Origin of the sequence: Streptomyces sp. NPDC002467 (assembly GCF_042889825.1) — a bacterium.
Classification (GTDB): Bacteria; Actinomycetota; Actinomycetes; order Streptomycetales; family Streptomycetaceae; genus Streptomyces.
In genome coordinates this window covers 332,189-357,164 of record NZ_JBIARJ010000001.1, presented here as the reverse complement: position 1 = coordinate 357,164, position 24,976 = coordinate 332,189, and the positions used below count along the sequence as shown (strand labels likewise).

Here is a 24,976-nt window from a genome sequence, read left to right as displayed (position 1 = left end):
GGCGGCCCCTCTACAGTTCCGCCTCCGCCATGCGGATCACGCACACCGCCACCGCCACCAACAGCGCCGCGTCCGCGTCCTCGCGGATCACGTCCACCGCGTAGGTCTCCCGGATCCGGTACCACTGCCGGGAGACCAGCGCGAGCAGCTCCCCCTCGTACTCGATCTTGAACTCGCGGTCCAGGATCCGACCGCTGACGTCGAGCTCCGTGCCCTCGATCAGGGTCACGAGGAAGTGGTTGCGCAGCAGCGACCACCGTTTGCGGCGGATCCGCGCGAGTCGCCGGCCGTCCCGTTCCAGGGTCATCGTGTCGCGGAAGCCGAGCAGCTTCTCCCGCAGGGTGATCAGGATCAGGCCGTCCGGGTCCTTCAGCTCCAGCGTGTCCCGGAAGCGCAGCGCCTTGCCGTCGACGAGGAAGGCGTGGCGGCCGTCCTCGTCCTCGATCCAGTAGTCGTCCCCGATGGCCAGCATTTTGTCCCGTACGAGGTATTTCATGCGGTGATCCGTGCCCGCGATAGGTTGCGGGCATGCCTCTCCTCTACGTGACCGACCTGGCGTACCCGGCGCGCGGCCGCCGCTACTGCGACGAGGACATATTCCTCACCTCCCGCCTCCGTGCCGCCGGCTTCGAGCTCGCCCTCTGTCACCCCGCCGACGCGCAGGCCCTCGCGCCCCTCGGCTTCGACGCGGTGATCGTCCGCAACAGCGGCCCGGTCCTGCACTACCAGCAGGCCTACGACTCCTTCCGCGCCGCCGCCCTCGCCGCCGGCACCCGCGTCTACAACCCGCTCACCGGCCGCGCCGACATGGCGGGCAAGGAGTACCTGCTCGACCTCACCGCCGCCGGCTACCCGGTCATCCCGACGGTCGACGACCCGGCCAGGCTGTCCGAGCTGCCGAAGGTCCCCGTCTACGCGGTCAAGCCCAAGCAGGGCGCGGACTCCATCGGCCTCGTCTTCACCGAGGACCCGCAGGGCCCGGCGGGATCGGTCCTCATCCAGCCCCGCGTCGACTTCGCCTACGAGGTGTCCTTCTACTTCGTCGACGACGCCTTCCAGTACGCCCTGTACGCCCCCGACCCGGCCCGCCGCTGGGAGCTGGTCCCCTACGAGCCCACCCCCGCCGACCTGGACTTCGCCCGGTCCTTCGTCGAGTGGAACACCCTCGCCCACGGCATCCAGCGCGTGGACGCCTGCCGGGCTCCCTCCGGCGAGCTGCTCCTCGTCGAGCTGGAGGACCTGAACCCGTACCTCTCCCTGGACCTCGTCGCCCCCGACGTCCAGGACGCGTTCGTGGCGGCGCTCACCGGATCCCTGCACTCCTTCCTCGGCTCCACCACGCCCTGATGTCAGACCCGGCTGCCACGCTTTCCCCATGGACAAGCAGACGTTCTGGAAGCTGATCGACTCGGCCCGCGAGCAGGCGCAGTCGGGCTCGGAGTCGGGCTCGGGGTCGGAGTCGGAGGAGGTGTCGGAGCGCGCCGCGGAGCTGCTCGCCGCGCTCCCGCCGGCGGAGATAGCCGAGGCCCAGCAGGTGCTGTGGGACCTGCTCTCCGAGTCCTACCGGGCCCCGCTCTGGGCCGCGGCGTACGTCATCAACGGCGGCTGCTCGGACGACGGGTTCGACTACTTCCGCGGCTGGCTCCTCACGCAGGGGCAGGCGGCCTTCGAGGCGGCCCTGGCCGACCCTGACTCCCTGGCCGCCCACCCCGCGGTCCGGGAGGCCGCGGCGGAGGGCCTGGAGCTCTGGGACGAGGACGCCCTCTCGATCGCCTGGACCGCCTACGAGTCCGCCACCGGCGGCGAACTGCCCGCGGACTCCTTCACGATCAGCTACCCGGCTCTGGACCCGTCCTGGGACTTCGACTTCGACGACACGGCGGAGACCGCCGCCCGCCTGCCCCGCCTCAGCGCCCTCTTCGACTACTCGTAGCGGTACAGCAAGGAATCCCGCTCGCTCTGCAGGATGTCCTCGATGGTCAGGTCCGGCATGTCGAGGTGGGACTGCGTGACCTCGGCGGACGTGGGGACGGCGTCGGCGGCCACCCACTGCTCGGGCTTCCAGGCGTTGCTTCGCAGGAACGCCTTCGGGCAGTGCTGGTAGACCTCCTCGACCCCCACGACGATCGCGCTGCGCGGCGGCTTGCCCACGGGCGTCAGCCGCTCCAGCAGCTCGGGGTCGGCGGAGACGCAGGCCCGCCCGTTCACGCGCAGGGTGGTGGTCCGGCCGGGGATGACGAAGATCAGCCCGGCCCGGCCCGTCTCCACGATGTTGCGGATGGTGTCGATGCGCTTGTTGCCGGTGGCGTCGGGGATGGCGAGGGTGAACTCGTCCAGGACGGCCACGAATCCGGCCGGTCCGCCCCGAGGGGTCACGTCGCAGCTCCCGTCGGCCCCGGCGCTGGCGAGGAACACCAGCGAGGACCGCCCGATGACCGCACGGGCCACGTCGTGGATCCGGTCCACGGCCTTGCGCCGGACCAGCTCACTGGGCTCCTCGTACAACTCGCCCAACTGCGAGATGCTCCGGACGGCGGTGGCGTCCAGGGCGTCGAATATGCGCCTGCTCGGCGGCGTGGTGGCTGTCACGTGCACGCACGTTATCGGACGTGATCATCGCCGTACGGGTGTTGTCCGGTGTTCACACCGGGATGGCAAGCTTGAAGCATGAACGATTCCGCCCCGGCGCCCACCCCCGCGCCCGCGCCCCGCCGTGCCCGTCTCCGTGCCCCCGAGCTGATCGGCAAGGGTGGCTGGTTGAACACGGGTGGCAAGGAGCTCACCCTCTCCGACCTGCGGGGACGCATTACGATCCTCGACTTTTGGACGTTCTGCTGCATCAACTGCCTGCACGTCCTCGACGAGCTGCGCGAGCTGGAGGAGAAGCACCGCGACACCGTCGTCATCATCGGCGTGCACTCGCCGAAGTTCGTGCACGAGGCCGAGCACGCCGCCGTCGTCGACGCCGTCGAGCGGTACGAGGTGCACCACCCGGTGCTGGACGACCCCGAGCTCGCCACCTGGAAGCAGTACGCCGTACGAGCCTGGCCCACGCTCGTCGTGATCGACCCCGAGGGGTACATCGTCGCCCAGCACGCCGGCGAGGGGCACGCGCACGCCATCGCGCGGCTGGTGGAGGAGCTGGAGGCCGAGCACGAGGCCAAGGGGACGCTGCGGCGCGGCGACGGGCCGTACGTGGCGCCCGAGCCCGTCGCGACCGACCTGCGGTTCCCCGGCAAGGCACTGCTGCTGCCCAGCGGCAACTTCCTGGTGTCGGACTCGACCCGGCACCAGCTCGTCGAGCTGGCCGCCGACGGCGAGAGCGTCGTACGGCGCGTCGGCAGCGGCGAGCGCGGCTTCGGCGCGGACGCCTTCAGCGAGCCGCAGGGGCTGGCGCTGCTGCCCGACGGGCGGGTCGTCGTCGCCGACACCGTCAACCACGCGCTGCGCGTCCTCGACCTGGAGAGCGGGGCCGTCGAGACCGTCGCCGGCACCGGACGGCAGTGGTGGCAGGGGTCGCCGACCTCCGGGCCGGCCCTCGACGTGGACCTGTCCTCGCCGTGGGACGTGGCCTGGTGGCGGGGCAGGGTGTGGATCGCCATGGCGGGCGTGCACCAGCTGTGGACCTGGGACCCGGAGGCGGGCACCGTCGAGGTCGCCGCCGGAACCACCAACGAGGGCCTGCACGACGGGCCCGCCGCCGAGGCCTGGTTCGCGCAGCCGTCCGGGCTCGCCGCCGCCGGGGACCGGCTGTGGATCGCCGACTCCGAGACCAGCGCCCTGCGTTACGTCGAGCCGGATGGGGAAGGCGACGGGTACGTCGTCAAGTCCGCCGTCGGCACCGGGCTGTTCGACTTCGGTCACCGGGACGGGGACGCGGCCCAGGCCCTGCTCCAGCACCCGCTCGGCGTGACGGCCCTGCCCGACGGCTCGGTCGCGGTGTGCGACACGTACAACCACGCCCTGCGCCGCTACGACCCCGCCACCGGCCAGGTCTCCACCCTCGCCACCGACCTGCGCGAGCCGAGCGACGCCGTGCTGGTGGGGGACGACATCGTCGTCGTGGAGTCCGCCCGGCACCGGCTGACCCGGCTGCGGCTGCCCGAGGAGGCCGTACGGGTCGACGCGGTCGCGCACCGCACCCAGCGGGCCGCCACCGAGGTCGCCCCCGGCACGCTCCGCCTCGACGTCGTCTTCCAGGCGCCGAGCGGCCAGAAGCTGGACACCCGCTACGGCCCCTCCACCCGCCTGCTGGTCTCCTCGACCCCGCCGGAACTGCTGGCGGCCGGCGACGGCGCGGGCACCGACCTGTTCCGGGAGATCGCGCTGAACCCGGACGTCACCGAGGGCGTCCTGCACGTCTCGGCGATGGCGGCGTCCTGCGACGACGACCCCGACAACGAGTACCCGGCCTGCCACGTCCACCAGCAGGACTGGGGCGTCCCGGTCACGGTGTCCGCCGAGGGGACCGCCCGGCTGGCGCTGGTCCTGGCGGGCATGGACGACCGGGAGTAGACGACCGGGAGTAGGAGCCGAGCCGCACACGCGGAAACCCCGCCCCGGACGAGGAGTTCGGGGCGGGGTCTTCCGTGCCGGACGGTGCGTCAGGCCTCCAGGAAGGCCACCAGCGCGTTCGCCAGGAGGTACGGGTCGTCCGCGCCGCACAGTTCGCGGGCGCTGTGCATCGAGAGGATCGCGACGCCGATGTCGACCGTCTGGATGCCGTGGCGGGCGGCCGTGATCGGGCCGATCGTCGTGCCGCACGGCATCGAGTTGTTGGAGACGAAGGTCTGCCACGGCACCCCGGCCCGCTCGCAGGCGCTCGCGAACACCGCGCGACCGCTGCCGTCCGTCGCGTAGCGCTGGTTCACGTTGACCTTGAGGATGGGGCCGCCGTTGGCGCGCGGGTGGTGCGTGGGGTCGTGCCGCTCGCCGTAGTTGGGGTGGACCGCGTGGCCGGTGTCCGAGGACAGGCAGATGGTGCCGGCGAAGGCGCGGGCCTTGTCCTCGTACGAGCCGCCGCGCGCGAAGACTGAACGTTCCAGCACATTGCCCAGGAGGGGGCCGTCCGCGCCCGTGTCGGACTGCGAGCCGTTCTCCTCGTGGTCGAAGGCGGCGAGGACCGGGATGTGGTCCAGCTTGCCGGAGGCGGACACCGCCGCCAGCGCGGCGACGCCCGCGTGCACGGACAGCAGGTTGTCCATCCGCGGTCCGGCCAGCAGCTCGCGGTCGCGGCCCAGGTACGAGGGCGGCTCGATGGAGTGGACCATCAGGTCCCAGCCGGCCACCGAGCCCTGCTCCAGGCCCTCTTCCTCCTCCAGGAAGGAGATCAGGTCGCCCTCCCGGACGTCGCCGAGGCCCCAGATCGGCTGCATGTGGCGCTGCTTGTCGAGCTTGAGCCCGTCGGAGTTCACCGACCGGTCCAGGTGCACGGCGAGTTGGGGAACGCGCAGCAGCGCGCGGTCCACGTTGACCAGCCGCTCGGTGCCGTCGTGCAGGGTGAGCCGCCCGGCGAGGCCGAGGTCCCGGTCGAGCCAGGTGTTGAGCAGGGTGCCGCCGTAGATCTCGACGGCGACCTGCCGCCAGCCCTGGGAGCCCGTGTCCGGCAGCGGCTTGACTCTGAGGTTCGGGGAGTCGGTGTGGGCGCCGACGATGCGGAACGGGGTGTGCGCGTCCGCGCCTTCGGGGACGTACCAGGCGATGAGCGCGCCGCCGCGGAGCACGAACCTGCCCCCGGTTCCGGCATCCCAGGCGTCCGTTTCCGACAACTGCCTGAAGCCTGCCTTCTCCAGCCGCTCGGCCGCATTGGCCACGGCGTGGTACGGCGACGGACTGGCCGTCAGGAAGGTCATCAGGTCGTCGGTGTGGCCGCGGTCGAAGCGGGCGGGAGAGCTCATGTGGTTCACCTTAACGACGGTCGTGTACGCCATGGCCGGACTGCGGCGGATAGCCGAGAGGACGGGTCCGGGAGGTGTGGTCCGGGGCCCGGGGAGTCTCAGCCCGGCGGACGCTCGAAGCGGCGTTGCAGCTGTCTGCGCTCGCCCCGGCGGATGCGCGGGAGCATCTCCGGGGTCTGCGCGGAGCGCTGCGCGCGTCTCTTGCGTCCGGCGCAGAAGATACAGGCCTCGCCCGGGGGCGCGTCCGGGTCGATGGGGGCTCCGGGGTGCTCGGAGCAGCCCGAGGCGTTGCGGGGGCGGGAGAGTTCGCGGGCGACGATGAAGGCGCGGTGGAGGTCGTCGGCGATGCGCACGAACTCGTCGGAGGGCGAGGAGAGGCCCAGGTGGAAGCGCTGGTCCTCGACGGTGCGCAGGTACTGGCGCAGCACCTGGAGGGTGTACGGGCCGTCGGGCACGGGGTAGCCGAGGCGCCGCTGCTCGCCGGTGGCGGGCGCGGGGGCGGCCTGGCGGGCGCCGTTCATGCGCTGCCGCTGTCCGAGGCGGCGGCGGTCGTTGCAGATCAGGCAGCGGCCCCAGCCTTCGGGTGCCTCGGGGTCGAGGGCGCCGTTGGGGTGCTCGGGGCAGCCGGTGTAGCTCTTGGCGGGGGCCAGGCCGGCGGCGGTCTGGAAGGCCACGTAGAGGGCGTCGGCGATGGTCTCGTACTCGGCGGGGTGCGCGCCGTCGTACAGCTCGCGCAGGTGGTCGCCGAGACTGCCCAGGCTCGCCTGCAGCTCCTTGAGGGCGTACGGGCGCCCGGTGGGGACGGAGTACCCCCTGCTGCCGTGGTGATCCTGTGGACTCATGCGTACGAGCGTCCCATGAACGGCTGACAACGGAGAAAAACCGCAGTACGGAGGCGCTGCGCCGTGCCGCGCTTGACCGGGGCGGGCCGGGCACGGGCCGGGGGGGGGGGGCCCCGGGGCCCCCCCCCGGGCCCCCCCCCCCCGCCGCCGGTGCCCCGGGCCCTGCCGGCGAGGCCGAGGATGCCGCTGCGCGGCATCCCGGGGCTCCGCCCCGGACCCGCTCCTCAAACGCCGGAGGGGCTGATTTCGCCGCGCCCGTCCCCTCCGGATGCGGGCGCGGCGTGGCACACGGGGCCCGCTGCGGTCCTGCCTGTGGGCAGGTGGTGCGGGCTGTCGCCGGACGGGCAGCGGCCGGACCCCCGTGCGGGAGGGTCCGGCCGCTGTACCGGCTACCGGGTACGAGTTGCCTGCCGGGCTGCGCAGCCCGGCGGCGGCGCAGCCTAGAAGGCGGCCTCGTCCAGGTCCATCAGCGTGTTGTCGACGGCCTCGGCCAGCGCGCGCTGGACGGAGACGCCGGGCAGGACCTGCGACGCGAAGAACTTCGCGGCGGCGATCTTGCCGGTGTAGAACGGCGCGTCCTTCGCGGAGGCGGTCGGCAGCTTCTCGGCGGCCACGGCCGCGCCCTTGAGCAGCAGGTATCCGACGACCACGTCACCCGACGCCATCAGCAGGCGGGTGGTGTTCTGGCCGACCTTGTAGATGTTCTTGACGTCCTCGCCGGTGGCGGTGAGGTCGACGATCATCTGGCCGACGATGCCCTCCAGGTCCACGGCGGCCTTGGCGAGCGCGTCGCGCGCCGGGGCGAGGTCCTCGCCGCCGACGGCCTCCGCCAGGAACTTCTTGATCGTCTCGGAGAGGACGTTCAGGGAGGCGCCCTGGTCGCGGACGATCTTGCGGAAGAAGAAGTCCTGACCCTGGATCGCGGTGGTGCCCTCGTAGAGGGTGTCGATCTTGGCGTCGCGGATGTACTGCTCGATCGGGTACTCCTGCAGGTAGCCGGAGCCACCGAAGGTCTGCAGGGACTGGGCGAGCTGCTCGTAGGACTTCTCCGAGCCGTAGCCCTTCACGATCGGCAGGAGCAGGTCGTTGAGGCCGACCAGCGCGCTGGTGTCCTCGCCCGCGGCCTGCTTGATCTGGATGTCGTCCTGGACGGAGGCGGTGTACAGGACCAGGGCGCGCATGCCCTCCGCGTACGCCTTCTGCGTCATGAGCGAGCGGCGCACGTCGGGGTGGTGCGTGATGGTGACCTTGGGGGCCGTCTTGTCCATGAAGTCGGCCAGGTCCGGGCCCTGCACGCGCTCCTTGGCGTACTCCAGCGCGTTGAGGTAGCCGGTGGAGAGGGTGGCGATGGCCTTCGTGCCCACCATCATGCGGGCGAACTCGATGATCATGAACATCTGGCGGATGCCGTCGTGCTTGTCGCCGATCAGCCAGCCCTTGGCGGGGTGCTTGTCGCCGAAGGTCATCTCGCACGTGTTGGAGGCCTTGAGGCCCATCTTGTGCTCGACGTTCGTCGCGTAGACGCCATTGCGCTCGCCCAGCTCCCCGGTCTCCCAGTCGAAGTGGAACTTCGGGACGAGGAACAGGGACAGGCCCTTGGTGCCCGGGCCGTGGCCCTCGGGGCGCGCGAGGACGTAGTGGAGGATGTTCTCCTCCATGTCGTGCTCACCGGACGTGATGAAGCGCTTCACGCCCTCGATGTGCCAGGAGCCGTCCTCCTGCTGCACGGCCTTGGTGCGGCCGGCGCCGACGTCCGAACCGGCGTCCGGCTCGGTCAGGACCATCGTGGAGCCCCAGCGCTTCTCGACGGCGATCTGCGCGATCTTCTTCTGGGCCTCGTTGCCCTCCTCGTGCAGGACACCGGCGAAGGCCGGGCCGGAGGAGTACATCCAGATGGCCGGGTTCGAGCCGAGCAGCAGCTCCGCGTAGGCCCAGACGAGGGAGCGCGGGGAGACGGTGCCGCCGATCTCCTCCGGGATGCCCATGCGCCAGTACTCGGAGTCCATGAAGGCCTTGTAGCTCTTCTTGAAGGAGGCCGGGACCGGCGCCGTGTTCGTCTCCGGGTCGAAGACGGGCGGGTTGCGGTCGGCGTCCGCGAAGGACTCGGCGAGCTCGTTCTCGGCGAGACGGGCTATCTCGGACAGGACGTCCTTGGCGGTCTCGGAGTCCATCTCCTCGAACGGACCGGTGCCGTACAGCTTGTCGCGGCCGAGCACCTCGAAGAGGTTGAACTCGATGTCGCGGAGATTCGACTTGTAGTGCCCCATGGCGACGGCTCCGTTAAGGCTCGGGGAGACAGGTTCCTCGTACATACCAATCGGTAACGTCATGATGCTACCCGTCGGTAATAAGACGCAACCCTTACCGCTGGGACTGTGACGACGCTCTCGGCAGCTCGCACCACACGGTTTTCCCCCGGGGCCCTTGAGCGACGCCCCAGCGCAGGGACAGGGCGGCCAGTAGGGCCAGGCCCCGGCCGGACTCGTCCCCGTCTGCGGCCCGCCGCGGTACGGGCCGCGCGTGCGCGTCGGGATCGGTGAGCTCGACCCGCGTACGGGCTGCCCTTCCGGTGACGCGCAGGGTGACGGGCGTGCCGGTGCCCAGGTGGGTGATCACGTTGGTCAGCAGCTCGCTGACGCACAGCTCCGCGTCGGGGGAGTCGGCGGCCCCCAGGTGCTCGCGCACGGCGTGGCGGGCCAGGGGTACGGACCCGGGGGTGGCGAGCAGCCGGATGGTGAGCCCGTTCACTGCGTGGCCAGGGCGGCGGCCAGTCGCTGCGCGGTGGCGGCGTTGCAGTTGCCGAGGGTGATGAGGGTTGGGGTCGTGTAGCGGCCGGCGTAGGAGAGGAGGTGGAGGCCTAGGGACGGGAGCGTGATCCCGTGCGCGTCCAGTGCGGTCCGGAGTGCGGTGAGGGCCTCTTGGGCCTCGTGGTCGCGGTCGTGCTCGCTCATGGCGGTGCCTGCCGTTCCTGTGGGTGCGGAGTGTGACGAACTGCTCACAGGCTGGCGGGGGTCGGCGTAGCGTGGGAAGGGTTTCGAGTCCACAGTGCGAGGTGTGGAAGGCGGGCGATCGTGGCCGCGCGTAAGGACATTGACGGTTCGGCGAGTGTTCCGGCGCTTTACGGCAAGGAACTGCGGTGGAAGCGGGAGAACGCGGGCCGCACACTCCAGCAGGCCGTGGACGGCAGCTTCTACGCGGCCAGTTATCTAAGCGAGATCGAGCTCGGTCAGCGGCGCATGCCGCTGGATCTCGCACGCCACGTCGACCGGGTATTGGACACCGATGGGTTCTTCGAGCGGCGTTGCGAGGACGTGCGCAAGGCCCGGAGCGTTGGCCTCGCCCGGTACGCGGAGAAGGTCCTGGACGCGGAGAAGGTCGCCGAGACTATTGAGGAATGGTGCCCGACCGCTTTTCCGGGCCTGTTGCAGACGGCCGCGTACGCACGCGCCCTGGCCCGGGCCGAACGGCCGCTGGAGGCCCGGGAGGAGACCGATGTGAAGGTCAACGCCCGGATGGCGCGGGCCGACCTCTTCGAGGGCGATCACGGAACGCCCGAGTACTGGGTCGTCCTGCACGAGTCGCTGCTACGGCTGCCAGTCGTCCCACCCGACCGGATGGCGGAACAGCTCGACCACGTAACGGCCCTGGTCCGCCGCAATCGGATCGTTCCACAGATCGTCCCGTGGAACGCCGGAGCGCACCCTTTCATGTCGGCCGGTACAACCATCATCATGACCTTCGCCGAGGCGCCACCACTGGTCTATACGGAGTCGCTGCACAGTGGCGTCACCATCGACGATCCGGCGCTCGTGAAGCGCTATCGAAGGTCGTACGATCTGCTGAGGGCCGCCGCGCTACCGCCAGAGGCGTCCCTCGCCATGATGGAGGCGGCCGCAGAGGACTACCGAAATGGCAATCAGCAACATTGACTTGAGCGCCGCACGTTGGCGCACGAGCAGCTACACCAACAGCGACGGTGGCACCTGCGTCGAGGTGGCCGACGGCGTCGCCGGATGGGTGCCCGTACGGGACTCGAAGCGACGAACCGGGCCGACCCTCGTGGTCTCGGCGGCGGCGTGGGGACCCTTCGTCGCCACCCTCAAGGCAAGCTGACCTGAACCGCGCGCCCGGCCGGCCGAGGCCTGGGTAGGCTTCGGCTCATGTACGGCTACGACCAGAACCCGGGTGCCCAGCAGCAGTACGCCCAGCAGCCGCCGCCGCAGGGCTACGGGCAGCAGCCGCCGCTGTACCCCGAGCCCTCGCCGCCCTCCCTCGCGGACGCGGTCCGGGCGTTCACGACCGGGTCGCTGTCCGCCGAGGACTTCCAGCAGATCTTCGCCTCCTCGAAGGTCTACTGCCCGCGCGGCGACACCCCGGGATTCCTCGCGCTGCACAACACGCAGCAGCCGGTGATCCCGATGTTCACCACGCTCAAGGAGCTGCGCCGGTACGCCGGCAAGGAGTCCAAGTACTTCGTGATCACCGGCGCCGAGGTCATCGACCTGCTGCCCACCGGCTACGGCTTCGTCCTCGACATGGAGGGCGACCACCGGATGGTCTTCGACGCGAAGGCGGTCGAGCAGATGGTCGACTTCGCGATGCGTCGCATGTACGGCTGAGGGGTAACGGCAGGGTCAGTGCGTCGAGACCTGGAGACAGGCCACGTCGTACTGGGAGACCGAGTGGGGGTTGTTGTCGTTCTGGTCCTGCTCGCCCGCGTAGCGGGTGCCGGCGACGCCGTCTTCGTTGAAGGCGGAGCCGGGGGCGCTCGCGGAGTGGCCGGGGCGGACGCTGGTGGCCGGGTCCTCGCAGGACGCGCCGGGCTGGCCGGCGAAGGCGGGGGCGGCGGAGATGCCCGCAGCGCCCATGGCGAGGGCGGCGGAGGCCAGGATGAGCGCGGCTCGCTTCAGCTGGTTCATGATCGCTTCCTTTCACGGAGTGCCTACTCATGGAGTACGTACGATCTCCGGGCAGGGATTGCCTGACGCCTGGCGCCTGACGGGGGGCGGACGATGCTGAGGGTGCACTTCACGGCCGAGGACCTGTTCAACGTCACCTTCGCGCGCGAGCCGCTCCCGCTCGTGGAGCTCGGCATGGCGGTCGTCGCCTGGCAGCGCCGCGACGCACAGGAGGTTTTCGGCCGCTGGCGCGGCCACGTCAGCCGGGAGTTACCGGGCCGGGCGCGGCCGCTGCTGGACCTGCTGCGGCCCGACGGCGACAACCTCCAGTTCGTCGAGCCCTTCACCCCCACGCTGGAGGAGGGGCTGGCCGCCGTACGGGACGCTTCCGGGTCGCTCACCGGCGAGCAGCTGGCCCGTACCGCCGCCCGCGCCCCCGGCTCCGCCTCCTGGCTGCGCGCGCTGTGGGCCGAGGACCGCGACGCGTGGCGGCAGCTCGACGGCGCGCTGCGCTCCGTCCACGATCTGGTCATCGCCCCGCACTGGCCGCGCATCCGGCAGTCCTTCCATGCGGACGTGGCCTGGCGCACCAGGCTGCTGGCGGCCCACGGCATCAAGGCGTGCCTGGCGAGCACGCATCCCGGGGCCGGCTGGGCGGGCACGGTCTTCGAGGTTCCGGGTGGGCCGGACTTCGAGTGCGCGCTCGGCGGCCGCGGCCTGATCCTGATGCCCTCGCCGTTCTGGACGGGCCGCCCGCTGCTGGCCGAAGGTCCGGGTGGGCCGGACGGCGCGCGCCTGCTGATGTACCCGGCGCTGACCCCTCTCCCGCTGGTCGACCCGGGTCGGGCCGACGGGGCGCTGGACGCGCTGCTCGGCCGGACGCGGGCGGCCGTGCTCCAGCTGCTGGTCCAGCAGCGCACGACCAGCGAGCTGGCCCGGGACCTCGACATCAGCCTCCCCTCGGTCTCGGAGCACACCCGCACCCTGCGCGCGGCCGGCCTGATCACCACGCGCCGGGACGGCAAGGCGGTGCTCCACTCGGCGACCGGCCTGGGCGTGGACCTGCTGCGCAGCGGGGGCTGAGCCCCCGGTGCCGCCGGCGTACCCACCGGCGGCACCTACGCCGTGTCAGGGAGCCGAGCCGAGGAGGACCGGAAGAGTGGTGACCTCGACCGTCCGGTCGGTGCCGACGGCCGTGACCGTGCCGTCGAGGTGGCGCACCGTCGTCGTGTCCTGAGGTGCGGGGACGCGTGCGGAGCCCGTCGCGTGCCAGACGACGACCAGTTCGGCCCCGTCCCGGTCGAAGCGGCACTGCCAGACGCCGACCGGCAGCCCCGCCGGCACGCCGTTCCCGCACGAGTGGATCCGTGATCCGTGCAGCCAGCGGCGCAGCTCCTCGACGTACAGGGCGGCCTGGGTCGGCGGCTGCCCGTCGGGCTGCATCACGATGGGGATCTTGCTGCCACCCCAGTTGTAGAAGTACATGCGCTGGTAGCGGGCGTACAGCCCGACCAGGAAGAAGCGGACGGCGTTCGCGGAGGCCGCCGGTTCCTGCAGCGGTTGCTGGAGCGGGATGTCGTACGTGGTGCCCGTGTTCCACAGCTTGGGGTGAGAGCCGCCCCGGTGGAAGGCGCGGTCGATCTCGTCGACCAGGCCGAGCAGCTGCTCGGGCGGGTCCGAGGCGGTGCGCTGGTGCAACTTGACCCCCGCCACGTCACAGGAGTCGTACCCGCGCAGTTCGGAGAAGCGCTCCAGGCCGCGCATCCCCTCCGCGTCCCAGAGCCGGCCCATGGAGGGGCAGACGACGGTCGCGTCCGGATCGACCGCGTCGAGCACGGCCTTCGCGCTCCGGGTCATCTCGACGAGGGTTTCCGGGCTCCCGCTGAAGTAGTGGGGGTCGTTGCCCATGACCCACAGCTCGTAGGCGCCGATGCGGCCCCGATAGCGCTCGGCCACGGCGGAGACGAAGGCCTTCCAGTCGGCCGGGTCGTCGGGAGGGCTGGTGCGCGATCCGTCGTCGTAGGCCGTGTGCGGTCCGTTGGGGCTGGCCCACCCGGGCGTTCCCCCCATGGTGAAGAGCACGGGCAGACCGGCACGGGTCGCGCCCTCCACCAGCCGGTCGAGGATCGACCAGTCGAATTCGCCGCGCCGGGGCTGGATGTTCGACCACCGGGTCCGGCTGTCCCACAGGCGGACCGTGTCGATCCGGAAGGTGGGCATGGCGCCGGTCGAGGAGTTGAGCGTCATGCCGAAGAGGCCGTTCGGCACGGGGGTCGGGGCCTGGGTCCACGGTGCGGCCGCGTTCGGGGCGGGTGCCGGGGAGGCCGAGGCGGCGGGGTCCGGGGCGGTGGAGTGCGCGGAGCCGCCGAGCGAGACGACGCACAGCAGGACGAAGGCCAACGAGGCCACGGCGACGCGGGCGTTCCCGGCCGGTCGGCGCAGCGCCGCGGAGGCGGGTTCCCGCGCCACGAGCGGGGCCGCGGCCACCGGCGCGACGGGGGTGTCCGGTTCGGCTTCCGGGCCCGGACCCGGACCACCCGGGTCCGCGTGCGCTTCCGCTGTCCCGGTATCCGTGCCGGTAACCGCTTCCGCATCCGGAACGGAGGCCGCGGCCCAAAGGCGGTACAGCTCGGATAACTGACCGCTGTCCGCGCCGCATAACCGGGCGATTCGCTCTGCCGTGCCGAATTCGACGGGAATCACGATTCCCCGGCAATAGCGGTGCACCGAAGAGCGGCTCATATGGGCTTTACGGGCGAGCGTTTCGTAGCTGTATCCGCGCCGGTCCTTCAGCTCGGTGAGGAGATCGGTGAATTGCTGCCGGGCCCTGGCCGATCCGGTCGGCCCCGGCTGTCTGCCTTCCCTGTGCACCTCGGTCGACTCGCTCAAGAAAATCCCCCCTCAGCGCCGGGCGCCTGTCCCAGAACCCAGCATATCCGCAGGTCAGAACGGGTGAACCATCCCAGCGTCCCAGCTTAGACCACACCGTTGCGGGGTGGCTGGGACTTTCTGCAGGCTGTGTCGCGGCGAAGGTCGGACCCGCCGCGGACAAACGGTTGCACGGGAATTCGTCTGTTCTGTGTAAAGCCGGCGCGCGGGGCCGGTGCAAGATCTTTTCGGCCACGCCCGAAACCATCGCAACTCGGTCCCCCTCCGGCGGAGCATCGGTGCCGCAGGGGGCGAGCACGGGGGAGTCGCCCCCTGCTCCATCGACACGCAAGGGAGACAACGCAATGAGTCGTATGAAGATCCGCACGAAGGCAGCCGCTGTTGCGGCGGCCGGTGTGATGGCGATGGGCACGGGGGTCCTGGCGGCGTCGCCCGCTCACGCCGCGGGCACGTGGCACGGGTGTCCGTCCGGCGCCGTGTGCGTCTACCCCCGGGACGCCGGCTGGAACAACGACCGGCCCTCCAACATCTACTGGGAGGGGGTCTACCGGCTCTACGACCAGGAGGGGATGCACTTCGTGGTCAACAACCAGACCGAGGGGTGGGTCGACCGCCTCTGCTTCGACTCCAACGGGCAGAACTGCGACTCGTACGTCCAGCCGCCCGGTACCACCTGGTGGGTCGATCTCTCGCCGATGAATTCGATCAAGCTCAGCAAGTACTAGATCCCGTGCGACACGGAGGGGGAGCGATGCTCGGCAGGATCAAGGGGCGGGTGTCCGGAGCGGCGGCGGTCCTCGCTGTGGGCGCGGGGCTGGGGCTGATGGCCCCGTCGCCCGCGTACGCGGGCGAATCGTGCACGCTGGCGGGTTGCTCGGAGACGTACAACCAATCGGGGACGTACGCGACGGCCCTGAAGAACTGGACGTGCGACTGGGGCACCACGGGCTCGTGGTCCACCGGATGCGCGGGTGGGGCGACGTACGGCTTGCCCAGCGGATCCAAGACGCCCGGCGGCCAGGACTGGGACGTGTTCCGCGTCGACGCGGGATGGTGCTACTGGGTCAGGCTGGAAGTGCCCGGCAAGACGTGGGACGTGCGCTATGACCGGCGGGGCCAGTCGACGCCGGTGTACGTGAAGGTCGAGAACTGGGGGACTGCCTACATCAAGGGGCAGTCGGCAAGCTATTGCCCTTGAGCCCGGAGAGCAGTCCACGAGCCCCCGCCGGCGTTGCCGGCGGGGGCTCGTCCCCGTTCGGGGCGGGCCCGCCCGGGTCCTGCGGCCGGGCTTCGCGGCCCCGGGGAATGTCTCCGGGGCTCCTTCTGTTCTGTCCGGTGGCAGGAAGTTCGAGTTTCAACTAAACTCGACGCAGAAGGAGGTCCTGACCATGCCCGCAGTGACTGTTGAGAACCCGTTGACCCTTCCGCGAGTGGCCGAGCCGCAGGCCGCCGTCGCGCGCAAGGTGCTGGCCGTCGTCGATGCTCCCGGTGGGTTCGAGGGCGAGGGTTTCCCGGTGCGCCGTGCGTTCGCCGGGATCAACTACCAGTACCTCGACCCGTTCATCATGATGGACCAGATGGGCGAGGTGGAGTACGCGCCGGGCGAGCCCAAGGGCACCCCCTGGCACCCGCACCGCGGCTTCGAGACCGTCACGTACCTGATCGACGGAACCTTCGTCCACCAGGACAGCAACGGCGGCGGTGGAGTCATCAACGGCGGTGACACCCAGTGGATGACCGCCGGTTCGGGCCTGCTGCACATCGAGGCCCCGCCGGAGTCCCTCGTCGTGTCCGGCGGGCTGTTCCACGGCCTCCAGCTGTGGGTCAACCTCCCGGCCTCCGACAAGATGATGCCCCCGCGCTACCAGGACATCGGCGGCGGCCAGGTCCAGCTGCTGACGACCCCCGACGGCGGCTCCCTGCTCCGCGTGATCGCCGGCGAGCTCGACGGCCACCAGGGCCCGGGCATCACCCACACCCCGATCACGATGATCCACGCGACCGTCAGCCCGGGCGCGCAGATCACCCTCCCGTGGCGCGAGGACTTCAACGGCCTCGCGTACGTCCTGGCCGGGCGCGGCTCGGTCGGCGAGGACCGCCGCCCGATCCACACCGGGCAGACGGCCGTCTTCGGCGAGGGCGGCTCGATCACGGTGCGGGCGGACGAGTCCCAGGACTCCAACGCCCCGGCCCTGGAGGTCGTCCTCCTCGGAGGGCGTCCGATCCGCGAGCCGATGGCGCACTACGGGCCGTTCGTGATGAACAACAAGCACGAGCTCCAGCAGGCCTTCGACGACTTCCAGGCCGGCCGCCTGGGCCGCATCCCCACCACCGCGCGCACCGGCCTCGGTCACCGCGGTACGGGCGAGGCCGAGGAGAACTGAGTACGAGCGCGCCCGGCGGGTGAGTAGCCGGGCGCCTGTGCCGGGCACGGGAGCCGCGTTGGATCGGGGCATGGACAATGCCCCCTCCTCCGCGATCCCCCCGATTCCGGCCCAGGCCCAGGCCCCGGCTCCTGCGGGGGCCGGGGACCGGACCCGTCTGTGGGCCGGTGTGTCCGCGGGGCTCTTCCCCGTCGCCTTCGTGGGAGCGGTCGTCCTGCTCCTGTCGTCCGTGCGGGTGTCGGGCTGCGTGACCTACGGAGTGGAGTGCACCCGGGGGCTGCCCGGGTGGCTGTTCCTGTGGAGCGCCGGCGCCGCGGGCGTGGCCTTCCTCGTCGCGCTGGCCGCGCCCCGCCTGCGGGTGCGCCAGTGGGCGCTGGGCGCCCAGCTCCTCGCCGAGTGCACAGCGATCCTGGTAATTCTCAGCTACTACCCGGACCCGCCGGCCTAGACGGGTTCCTCGCCGTACCGGGCCCTGAGCTCCGAGGCCACCCCGAAGGCGGCCGCGGTCAGCGGTACCGCCAGCAGCATGCCGAGGACCCCGGCGGCGCTCGCCCCGGCCGCGATGGCCAGCATGACCACGGCCGGGTGCATCTGCACGGTGCGGCTCTGCACCAGCGGCTGGAGGACGTACCCCTCGACCATCTGGACCAGGAGCACCAGCGCGAGCGTCCACAGGCCGATGACCCAGCCCCGGTCGACGAGGGCGACGAGGACCGCGACGGCGCCGGAGAGGAAGGCGCCGAGGTAGGGGATGTAGGCGGTCACGAAGACCAGCGCGGCCAGCCCCACCGCTCCCGGCACGTCGAGCACGAGCAGCCCCGCGCCGATCAGCACGCCGTCGACCAGGGCCACGAGGGTGGTCCCCCGCATGAAGCCCTCGACGGCCCCGAAGGCGCGTCGGCCCATGGCCTCCATGAGGTCGCCCGAGCGACGCGGGACGAGCGAGCGCAGGGTCCCCACGGCGCGGTCGGAGTCACGGAGGAAGAAGAAGATCAGTACGAGGGCCAGCAGGGCGGTGGCGACCATCGTCGCGACCACGCTGAGCCCGGCGACCACGCCCGAGGCCGCCGTGCCGCCGAACTTCGCCAGCAGCTCCTGTGAGTTCTTCGCGACGTCCTCCAGCGAGGTGCCGAGCGCTCCGAAGTGCTCCGCGAGGTTTTCGCCCGCCCGCCGGAGCGCGTCGACGATCTGGTCGCCGGTCTTGGCGACCGCGAGGACGACGACGTACCCGGCCCCGCCGACGACGGCGGTCACGGCGAGGCAGGTGAGGGCCGCGGCGAGGGTGCGGTTCACCCCGGCGCGGACCAGCCGCCGGTGCAGCGGCCCCAGCAGGGCCGTGCCGAGCACGGCGAGCAGCACGGGCGTGACGACCGTCCGGAAGACGGTGCACAGCCAGACGACGACGGCCAGTACGGCCGCGACGAGCAGGGCGACGGCGCACCAGGCGGCGAGGCGCCGCACGGGCTCGGGGAGCAGGGAGTTCGGCACCTCGTCATCCAAGCACTTCGGATGATCAATTCGGGTGAACGGCTCAGCGGCGGCCCAGGGGTCCGTGATCAGTCGGGGTCGGGGTGCTTCGACTGTTCGTACAGCTCGAACCAGATCGTCTTGCCCTCGCCGCGCGGGTCCACGCCCCAGCTGTCGGCGAGCATCTCCATCAGCAGCACTCCGCGCCCGCTGGAGGCCATCTCGCCGGGGTGGCGCTTGTGGGGGAGTTCGTCGCTGGTGTCCGCGACCTCCACGCGCAGCCGGCGTTCGCCCAGCTCGCCGACGGCTTCCGCGACCAGCAGCGCGTCGCCGTCGGTGTGCACGAGCACGTTCGTCACCATCTCGGAGACCATCAGCACCGCCGAGTCCAGCTGCTCCTCGTCGGCCCAGTCGTGCAGCAGCTCCCGGATCTGCTGCCGGGCGCCCGCGATCCGCTCCGGCTCGGCCTGCGCCACGGTCAGCATGGTCCGGCGGGCCGGGCGGGACGGGTGCGGCAGCGGGGTCCCGCGGCCGCGGCCCTCGCCCTCGCGGCCCAGCAGCACGACGGCTATGTCGTCCTCGCGGCGGTCGGCCAGCGGGCCCGTGGTGTGGTGCGAGGAGGGCCCGTGCACGGCCTGGACCAGCAGGTCGGCGAGCTTTTCGAGGTGATCGCCGTCAACCGGGCCGCCGTCGAGGGGCTCGGACTCGGGGTCTCCGGGCACGGGGGTCTCGGACTCCAGGATCGCGCGCAGCCGGGCCCAGCCGGTGTCGAGGTCGTGCCCGCCCGTCTCGATGAGCCCGTCGGTGCAGAGCATCATCGTCTCGCCGGGTTCCAGGGTGAAGCGGGTCGTGGGGTAGTCCGTGTCGGGGACGATCCCGAGCGGGAGCCCGCCGGCGGTGGGCCGCATCAGGACGGTGCCGTCGGCCATCCGGATCGCCGGGTCGGGATGGCCGGCGCGGGCCACCTCCAGCACCCCGGTCCGGGGGTCGCACTCCGCGTACAGGCAGGTCGCGAAGCGCGGGCTCTGCAGGTCGGAGTCCACGTCGGAGTCGTACGGGTCGGCCTCCTGCGAGGAGCACAGACCCGCGAGGAAGCGGGAGGCGCGCGAGAGCACCGCGTCGGGCCGGTGGCCCTCCGAGGCATACGCGCGCACGGCGATCCGCAGCTGGCCCATCAGCCCGGCCGCCCGTACGTCGTGCCCCTGGACGTCGCCGATGACCAGGGCGAACCGCCCCGACGGCAGCGGGATCATGTCGTACCAGTCGCCACCGACCTGGAGCCCGCCGCCCGTCGGGACGTAGCGCGCGGCGATCCGCATGCCGGGGATCTCCGGGCCGAGCTGGGGCATCATCGAGCGCTGCAGGCCCGTGGTGAGCTCCCGCTCGGACTCGGCCACCCCCGCGCGCTGGAGCGCCTGGGCCAGCATCCGGGCCACCGTCGTCAGGACGGAGCGCTCGTCGGGGGAGAAGGACACCGGGTGCTTGAAGGCGGCCATCCAGGCGCCCATGGTGCGCCCGGCCACGATGAGCGGCAGGAACGCCCAGGAGGTCCGGCCGAAGCGCTGGGCGAGCGGCCAGGTCGCCGGGAAGCGCCGCTTGTAGTCCTCCGGGTTGGGGAGGTAGATCGCCCGGCCCGTACGGACGACGTCCGCGGCCGGGTAGGCCGTGTCGAGCCGCATGTCGGAGAAGGGGCCCTCGTCGCCCGGGCCGTGCCCGTGGTGGCCGATGACCGACAGCCGGTCCCCGGCCACGCCGAAGACGGCCAGCCCGTCCGGGCTGAAGCCCGGCATGGACAGCGAGGCGGCGACCCGCAGCACCTCGGCCGTGGACCGGGCCTCGGCCAGCGCCCGTCCCGCGTCCAGCAGGAACGCCTCGCGGGAGCGCCGCCAGTCACCGGTGATCGGGGTGTGCGCGGCGGTGGTGCCGGGCTGCGGCTCGGCGATCTCCTGGATGGTGCCGATCAGCTCGTAGTCGACGCGGCCGTCGGCCGTCCGGTTCTCCAGGGGCTTGGAGCGGCTGCGTACGGTGCGCAGCACCCGGCCGTCCTCGTCCATGATCCGCAGCCGGGCCTCGGCGAGGGTGCCCTCGGCGACGGCCAGGTTGACGATGCCGTTGATCTCGTTCCAGTCCACCGGGTGGAAGCGGGAACGCACGGCGACCTCCGCGAGCTCGGTGGGCTCCGCGGGCAGACCGAGGAGCCGGGCGGCCTCGCTGTCGAGGGAGACCGTCCCGGAGGCGTTGTCCCATCTCCAGAGGCCCGTTGCGATGGCGGCCAGGACGTCCTCGGTGCGCACCCGGTCATCTTTACAGGTCGTACACCTGACGTGCCTGTTCTCCGGGTCCACCGGGCGTGCCCGACCCGGCCGCTTCCCGGACGGTAACCTTGGGAGGGTTGAATCCACCCTGGTATCGCGAAGAACTGGATGACTGATGCATCGGTACAGGTCCCACACGTGCGGCGAGCTCCGAGCCTCTGACGTCGGCACCGACGTCCGGCTGAGCGGCTGGCTGCACAATCGTCGAGACCTGGGCGGCATCCTCTTCATCGATCTGCGCGACCACTACGGCATCACGCAGCTCGTCGCCCGTCCCGGCACCGCCGCCGCCGCGGTCCTGGACAAGCTCTCCAAGGAGACCGTGGTCCGGGTCGACGGCAAGGTCGTCTCCCGCGGCACCGAGAACATCAACCCCGACCTGCCGTCCGGCGAGATCGAGATCGAGGCCGCCGAGGTCGAGGTGCTCGGCGCGGCCGCCCCGCTGCCCTTCACCATCAACACCGACGACGGTGTGAACGAGGAGCGGCGCCTGGAGTACCGCTTCCTCGACCTGCGCCGCGAGCGCATGCACCGCAACATCATGCTGCGCTCGGCGGTCATCGCCTCGATCCGCTCGAAGATGGTGGCCCTCGGCTTCAACGAGATGGCGACCCCGATCCTCACCGCGACCTCCCCCGAGGGCGCCCGTGACTTCGTCGTCCCGTCCCGCCTGAACCCGGGCAAGTTCTACGCCCTGCCGCAGGCCCCGCAGCAGTTCAAGCAGCTGCTGATGATCTCCGGCTTCGACCGGTACTTCCAGATCGCGCCCTGCTTCCGCGACGAGGACGCCCGCGCCGACCGTTCGCCGGGCGAGTTCTACCAGCTCGACGTCGAGATGTCCTTCGTCGAGCAGGAGGACGTCTTCCAGCCGATCGAGCGCCTGATGACCGAGCTCTTCACCGAGTTCGGCAACGGCCGCGCGGTCACCTCCCCCTTCCCGCGGATCCCGTTCCGCGAGTCGATGCTGAAGTACGGCAACGACAAGCCCGACCTGCGCGCCAAGCTGGAGCTCGTCGACATCACCGACGTCTTCGAGGGCTCGGAGTTCAAGGCGTTCGCCGGCAAGCACGTGCGCGCCCTGCCCGTCCCGGACACCGCCGCGCAGCCGCGCAAGTTCTTCGACGGCCTCGGCGACTACGCGGTCTCCCTCGGCGCGAAGGGCCTGGCCTGGGTCCGCGTCGGCGAGGACGGCGCCCTCACCGGCCCGATCGCCAAGTTCCTCACCGAGGAGAACGTCAAGGTCCTCACCGAGCGCCTGGGTCTGGCCGCCGGTCACGCCGTGTTCTTCGGCGCGGGCGAGTTCGACGAGGTCTCCAAGATCATGTCCGGCGTCCGCGTCGAGGCGGCCAAGCGTGCGGGCCAGTTCGAGGAGAACGTCTTCCGCTTCTGCTGGATCGTCGACTTCCCGATGTACGAGAAGGACGAGGAGACCGGCCGGATCGACTTCTCCCACAACCCGTTCTCCATGCCGCAGGGCGGCATGAAGGACCTGGAGGAGAAGGACCCGCTCGACATCCTGGCGTGGCAGTACGACATCGTCTGCAACGGCATCGAGCTGTCGTCGGGTGCCATCCGCAACCACGAGCCCGAGGTCATGCTGAAGGCCTTCGAGATCGCCGGTTACGAGGCCGAGACCGTCGAGCGCGAATTCGCGGGCATGCTGCGCGCGTTCCGCCTGGGCGCCCCGCCGCACGGTGGCATCGCCCCGGGCGTGGACCGCATCGTGATGCTGCTGGCCGACGAGCCGAACATCCGCGAGACCATCGCCTTCCCGCTGAACGGCAACGCGCAGGACCTGATGATGGGCGCGCCGACGGTGCTGGAGGAGGCCCGTCTGCGCGAGCTGAACATCGCGCTGCGCAAGCCGGTCGAGACGAAGGCGGCCGACGCGAAGCCGGTCGCGGAGGCCGTGCACCCGGATGCGGCGCGGTAGTTCTCGTACGGCATGAGGCCGTGAGGCCGTGAGGCCGTGAGGCCGTGAAGAAGGGGCCCGGGATGTGATCCCGGGCCCCTTCGTCGTACCGCCGGTTCCTCAGAAGCGCTCCAGCACGCCCTTGACCAGGGCGGCGGAGGTCAGCTCCGCGGGGGCCGGGCCGGCGTGGAAGAAGCCGGCGTTCTCGGCGTCCAGCTTGCGCAGGAAGTCGAAGGCCTTGGAGTCGTGCTCGCCGAAGGCGACGAACTGCCAGTGGATGCCGGGGGCGGCGGTGGCGGCGTCCGTGATCGCCTGGCGGGCGGGGCGGACGTTGTCGGGCGCGCCGTCCGTCTGGAACACGACCAGGGCCGGGCCCTCGCCGCCGTCCTTCTGGTAGCGCTCGACGACGGCTTCCACGGCCACGTGGTAGCTGGTGCGGCCCATCCGGCCGAGCTCGGCGTGGCGGGCCTCGACCCAGGACGCGTCGTGGGCGTCGAGGGCGAGGTCGGCGGTGCCGTCCACCTCCGTGGAGAAGAAGACCGTGTGCACGGTCGCCGCCTCGTCGAGGTGCGCGGCCAGTGCGAGGGCGTGGTCGGCGAGGTGCTGCGCACTGCCGTCCTTGTAGAACCCGCGCATCGACCCGGAGCGGTCCAGCACGAGGTACACCTTGGCCCGCGCCCCGGCCTTGCCCTTGGTGCGGAGCACCTGACCGACGGCCTTGTACGCCGCCACGACGCCGGGCGCGACGCGCTTCACGTCGGCCAGCGCGTGCGCGGCCGCGGCCTCCGCCTCCGGCGAGGTCTCCTCGGCCTCGTCCTGCGGTTCGGCGGCGACGGGCTCGGTGGGGGCGTCGTCCTGGACCTCGGCCTCGTCCTGCGGCTCGGCGGCGACGGGCTCGGTGGGGGCGTCGTCCTGGACCTCGGCCTCGTCCTGCGGCTCGGCGGCCACGGGCTCGGCCGGGGCGTCGGCCGACGGCTCCGCCTCCGGCGCCTCGGCGGCAGCCACCGGCTCCGCCGGGGTGTCGGCCTCGGCCGGCTCCTGTGCCTGCGGCTCTGCGGCCTCGGCGGCCACGGGCTCGGCCTCGGCCGGCTCCGCCGGGGCGTCGGTCTCGGTCTCGGCCTCGTCCTGCGCCTCCGGCGCGATGGCTTCGGCGGCGGCCGGTTCGGCCTCGGCCGCGACCGGCTCTGCCTCGGGCGCCTCGGCGACTGCCACCGGCTCCGGCGCAACCTCGGGCTGCGCCTGCGGCGCGGTGGCCTCGGCCTGGTCCTCCGCCTGCGGGGCGTCGGCCTCGGTCTGCTCCGCAGCAGGGGCGACCGGCTCCACCTCCGTCGCATCGGCGGCAGCCACCGGCTCCGCCGGGGCGTCGGCCTCGGCCGTTTCCTGCGCCTGCGCCTGCGCCTGCGGCGCGTCGCCCTCGGGCTCCGTAGCCGCGGCCACGGGCTCCGCCGCAGCCTCGGCCTCGGCGACCGGCTCAGCCGGGGTGTCTTCCTGCGCCTCCGGCGCGGTTGCCGGCTCCGCCACAACCTCGGCCTCGTCCCGTGCATCCGGCACAACCGCGGCCTGCGGGGCGTCGTCCTGGGCCTCGGCCCCGGCCTCGTCCCGCGCCTGCGGCGCGTCGGTGTCGGGCTGCTCGGCAGCGGCCGTCACCGGCTCCGCCGGGGTGTCGTCCTGAGCCTCCGGCGTGGTGGTCGGCTCTGCCGGAACCTCGGCCTGGTCCTGCGCCTGCGGGGCGTCGGTCTCGGGCTGCTCCGCAGCAGGGGTCACCGGCTCAGCTTCGGCGGCAGCCGGCTTGGCGGGGGTGTCCGGGCCGGGCTTCGCCGCAGGCGCACGCCGGGCTTCCGGGACCGTGGGGTCCGTCGTGGGGGCGGGGGCCGTCAGGAGGGCGCCCGCCTCGCGGTCCCGCGGAGCGGACTGCGGCGGAACGGAGGGGTTGTCGAAGGAAGCCGCAACCAATTCGGCCGCCGCGTCGAGCGGGTTGCGTTCCGCCTGGTTCGGGACAGCCGCCGAAGGGGCGTCCGAAGTCTCCGGAACCGGTTCCGCAGACCGTCCGAACACCTTGCGCAACAAGCTCCGAATACCCATGGCCAGGCCTTTCGCGGGAGTGCGTGCGTCATTTGTCCGTGCTGCGCGGATGATCCCTGCCCAGAGTGGACACGTAAGGTTATCGGCCGCCGAGCGCGATCTTCGGGAGGGGCACCTTTCGTGGCGTGCGCCTTTACCACCCCACCCGGCCCTCCACCGAACTGCCGCTCCGACGTGCCGGGTTCACCAATCGTTCATCCCTCCGCCGCCGCTTCGGCGCAACCCGCGCCTAGCGTCGCCGCTGGATTGTTCCGACACGTTGTCGGCGCCCACGCAGCTACTCGGAGGAC

The 24,976-nt window shown here is 71.6% G+C and carries 24 protein-coding genes and 1 pseudogene; 12 read left to right on the top strand and 13 right to left on the bottom strand.

Features of this window, described 5'->3' with window-relative positions:
- Positions 1–10: 10 nt before the first annotated feature.
- On the bottom strand, positions 11–496 hold the full coding sequence (locus ACFYYJ_RS01695) for an LURP-one-related/scramblase family protein (protein WP_385128588.1): 486 nt from the start codon (positions 494–496) through the stop codon (positions 11–13).
- Positions 497–528: 32 nt separating this feature from the next.
- Here ACFYYJ_RS01695 and ACFYYJ_RS01690 point away from each other — a divergent pair, with 32 nt between their 5' ends.
- Positions 529–1,347: a hypothetical protein gene (locus ACFYYJ_RS01690; protein WP_385363797.1), complete on the top strand. Its 819-nt coding sequence runs from the start codon at positions 529–531 to the stop codon at positions 1,345–1,347.
- Between the two features lie 28 nt (positions 1,348–1,375).
- Positions 1,376–1,933, top strand: coding sequence for a DUF4240 domain-containing protein (locus ACFYYJ_RS01685; protein ID WP_389127700.1), 558 nt, complete (start codon positions 1,376–1,378; stop codon positions 1,931–1,933).
- Here ACFYYJ_RS01685 and ACFYYJ_RS01680 read toward each other — a convergent pair.
- Positions 1,924–2,589 (bottom strand): MSMEG_1061 family FMN-dependent PPOX-type flavoprotein, encoded by a 666-nt coding sequence (locus ACFYYJ_RS01680; protein ID WP_389127699.1) that lies wholly within the window; start codon positions 2,587–2,589, stop codon positions 1,924–1,926. The two genes, ACFYYJ_RS01685 and ACFYYJ_RS01680, sit on opposite strands and share 10 nt — an antisense overlap.
- 78 nt (positions 2,590–2,667) lie before the next feature.
- On the opposite strand from ACFYYJ_RS01680, the gene ACFYYJ_RS01675 reads away from it, so the two are divergent.
- Positions 2,668–4,515: an NHL domain-containing thioredoxin family protein gene (locus ACFYYJ_RS01675; protein ID WP_389127697.1), complete on the top strand. Its 1,848-nt coding sequence runs from the start codon at positions 2,668–2,670 to the stop codon at positions 4,513–4,515.
- Between the two features lie 89 nt (positions 4,516–4,604).
- On the opposite strand, the gene ACFYYJ_RS01670 is transcribed toward ACFYYJ_RS01675, so the two are convergent.
- The 5 genes from ACFYYJ_RS01670 to ACFYYJ_RS01650 all read right to left on the bottom strand — a co-directional run bounded on the left by ACFYYJ_RS01670 (position 4,605) and on the right by ACFYYJ_RS01650 (position 9,690).
- Positions 4,605–5,897: a M18 family aminopeptidase gene (locus ACFYYJ_RS01670; RefSeq protein ID WP_385128583.1), complete on the bottom strand. Its 1,293-nt coding sequence runs from the start codon at positions 5,895–5,897 to the stop codon at positions 4,605–4,607.
- Between the two features lie 98 nt (positions 5,898–5,995).
- The gene (locus tag ACFYYJ_RS01665) at positions 5,996–6,739 is read right to left on the bottom strand and encodes a hypothetical protein (RefSeq protein WP_384587337.1); all 744 of its coding nucleotides are present in this window, start codon (positions 6,737–6,739) and stop codon (positions 5,996–5,998) included.
- Between the two features lie 440 nt (positions 6,740–7,179).
- Positions 7,180–9,006: an acyl-CoA dehydrogenase gene (locus tag ACFYYJ_RS01660; RefSeq protein WP_385133938.1), complete on the bottom strand. Its 1,827-nt coding sequence runs from the start codon at positions 9,004–9,006 to the stop codon at positions 7,180–7,182.
- Positions 9,007–9,100: 94 nt separating this feature from the next.
- Positions 9,101–9,487 (bottom strand): ATP-binding protein, encoded by a 387-nt coding sequence (locus ACFYYJ_RS01655; RefSeq protein ID WP_389127694.1) that lies wholly within the window; start codon positions 9,485–9,487, stop codon positions 9,101–9,103.
- Positions 9,484–9,690 carry a hypothetical protein gene (locus tag ACFYYJ_RS01650; protein ID WP_389127692.1) on the bottom strand — a complete coding sequence of 69 codons (207 nt, stop codon included), beginning with the start codon at positions 9,688–9,690 and terminating at the stop codon, positions 9,484–9,486. Before ACFYYJ_RS01650 ends, ACFYYJ_RS01655 begins: the two co-directional genes overlap by 4 nt.
- A 120-nt stretch (positions 9,691–9,810) precedes the next feature.
- Between ACFYYJ_RS01650 and ACFYYJ_RS01645 the strand changes: the two genes are divergently transcribed.
- From ACFYYJ_RS01645 to ACFYYJ_RS01635, 3 genes are read left to right on the top strand one after another with little or no spacing between them, the layout of a single operon-like run.
- Positions 9,811–10,668 carry a helix-turn-helix domain-containing protein gene (locus tag ACFYYJ_RS01645; protein WP_389127690.1) on the top strand — a complete coding sequence of 286 codons (858 nt, stop codon included), beginning with the start codon at positions 9,811–9,813 and terminating at the stop codon, positions 10,666–10,668.
- 1 nt (position 10,669) lies between these two features.
- Positions 10,670–10,852 (top strand): DUF397 domain-containing protein, encoded by a 183-nt coding sequence (locus tag ACFYYJ_RS01640; RefSeq protein WP_389127688.1) that lies wholly within the window; start codon positions 10,670–10,672, stop codon positions 10,850–10,852.
- A gap of 47 nt (positions 10,853–10,899) precedes the next feature.
- On the top strand, positions 10,900–11,358 hold the full coding sequence (locus ACFYYJ_RS01635) for an SseB family protein (protein ID WP_385133950.1): 459 nt from the start codon (positions 10,900–10,902) through the stop codon (positions 11,356–11,358).
- Positions 11,359–11,373: 15 nt separating this feature from the next.
- On the opposite strand, the gene ACFYYJ_RS01630 is transcribed toward ACFYYJ_RS01635, so the two are convergent.
- Positions 11,374–11,658, bottom strand: a complete 285-nt coding sequence (locus ACFYYJ_RS01630; RefSeq protein ID WP_389127686.1) for a hypothetical protein — start codon at positions 11,656–11,658, stop codon at positions 11,374–11,376.
- Positions 11,659–11,751: 93 nt separating this feature from the next.
- Here ACFYYJ_RS01630 and ACFYYJ_RS01625 point away from each other — a divergent pair, with 93 nt between their 5' ends.
- A complete protein-coding gene (locus ACFYYJ_RS01625) occupies positions 11,752–12,720 on the top strand; it encodes an ArsR/SmtB family transcription factor (protein WP_389127684.1) in 969 nt (322 codons plus the stop codon).
- A gap of 45 nt (positions 12,721–12,765) precedes the next feature.
- Here ACFYYJ_RS01625 and ACFYYJ_RS01620 read toward each other — a convergent pair whose 3' ends face one another.
- Entirely contained in the window at positions 12,766–14,124 is a 1,359-nt protein-coding gene (locus tag ACFYYJ_RS01620) for a beta-galactosidase (protein ID WP_389128049.1), read from the bottom strand.
- A 156-nt stretch (positions 14,125–14,280) separates the two neighbouring features.
- A pseudogene (locus ACFYYJ_RS01615) lies at positions 14,281–14,508 on the bottom strand (helix-turn-helix domain-containing protein); the annotation flags it as partial.
- A 362-nt stretch (positions 14,509–14,870) separates the two neighbouring features.
- Here ACFYYJ_RS01615 and ACFYYJ_RS01610 point away from each other — a divergent pair.
- The 4 genes from ACFYYJ_RS01610 (at position 14,871) to ACFYYJ_RS01595 (ending at position 17,358) form a co-directional block, all read left to right on the top strand.
- Positions 14,871–15,251, top strand: a complete 381-nt coding sequence (locus tag ACFYYJ_RS01610) for a hypothetical protein (protein WP_385366168.1) — start codon at positions 14,871–14,873, stop codon at positions 15,249–15,251.
- Between the two features lie 26 nt (positions 15,252–15,277).
- Positions 15,278–15,724 carry a hypothetical protein gene (locus tag ACFYYJ_RS01605; protein ID WP_385366170.1) on the top strand — a complete coding sequence of 149 codons (447 nt, stop codon included), beginning with the start codon at positions 15,278–15,280 and terminating at the stop codon, positions 15,722–15,724.
- A gap of 190 nt (positions 15,725–15,914) precedes the next feature.
- Complete coding sequence (locus tag ACFYYJ_RS01600) at positions 15,915–16,910, top strand: pirin family protein (RefSeq protein WP_385127113.1); 996 nt, start codon at positions 15,915–15,917, stop codon at positions 16,908–16,910.
- A gap of 70 nt (positions 16,911–16,980) precedes the next feature.
- Complete coding sequence (locus ACFYYJ_RS01595) at positions 16,981–17,358, top strand: hypothetical protein (protein ID WP_385127115.1); 378 nt, start codon at positions 16,981–16,983, stop codon at positions 17,356–17,358.
- Here the strand turns inward: ACFYYJ_RS01595 and ACFYYJ_RS01590 are convergent.
- Positions 17,355–18,410, bottom strand: a complete 1,056-nt coding sequence (locus ACFYYJ_RS01590; protein ID WP_385127117.1) for an AI-2E family transporter — start codon at positions 18,408–18,410, stop codon at positions 17,355–17,357. The genes ACFYYJ_RS01595 and ACFYYJ_RS01590 overlap by 4 nt on opposite strands.
- Before the next feature lie 56 nt (positions 18,411–18,466).
- On the bottom strand, positions 18,467–20,671 hold the full coding sequence (locus ACFYYJ_RS01585; RefSeq protein WP_389127682.1) for a SpoIIE family protein phosphatase: 2,205 nt from the start codon (positions 20,669–20,671) through the stop codon (positions 18,467–18,469).
- A gap of 136 nt (positions 20,672–20,807) precedes the next feature.
- On the opposite strand from ACFYYJ_RS01585, the gene aspS reads away from it, so the two are divergent.
- Positions 20,808–22,625 (top strand): aspartate--tRNA ligase, encoded by a 1,818-nt coding sequence (gene aspS, locus ACFYYJ_RS01580; RefSeq protein ID WP_385127121.1) that lies wholly within the window; start codon positions 20,808–20,810, stop codon positions 22,623–22,625.
- A gap of 99 nt (positions 22,626–22,724) precedes the next feature.
- Here aspS and ACFYYJ_RS01575 read toward each other — a convergent pair whose 3' ends face one another.
- Positions 22,725–24,686 (bottom strand): VWA domain-containing protein, encoded by a 1,962-nt coding sequence (locus tag ACFYYJ_RS01575; RefSeq protein WP_389127680.1) that lies wholly within the window; start codon positions 24,684–24,686, stop codon positions 22,725–22,727.
- Positions 24,687–24,976 lie beyond the last annotated feature (290 nt).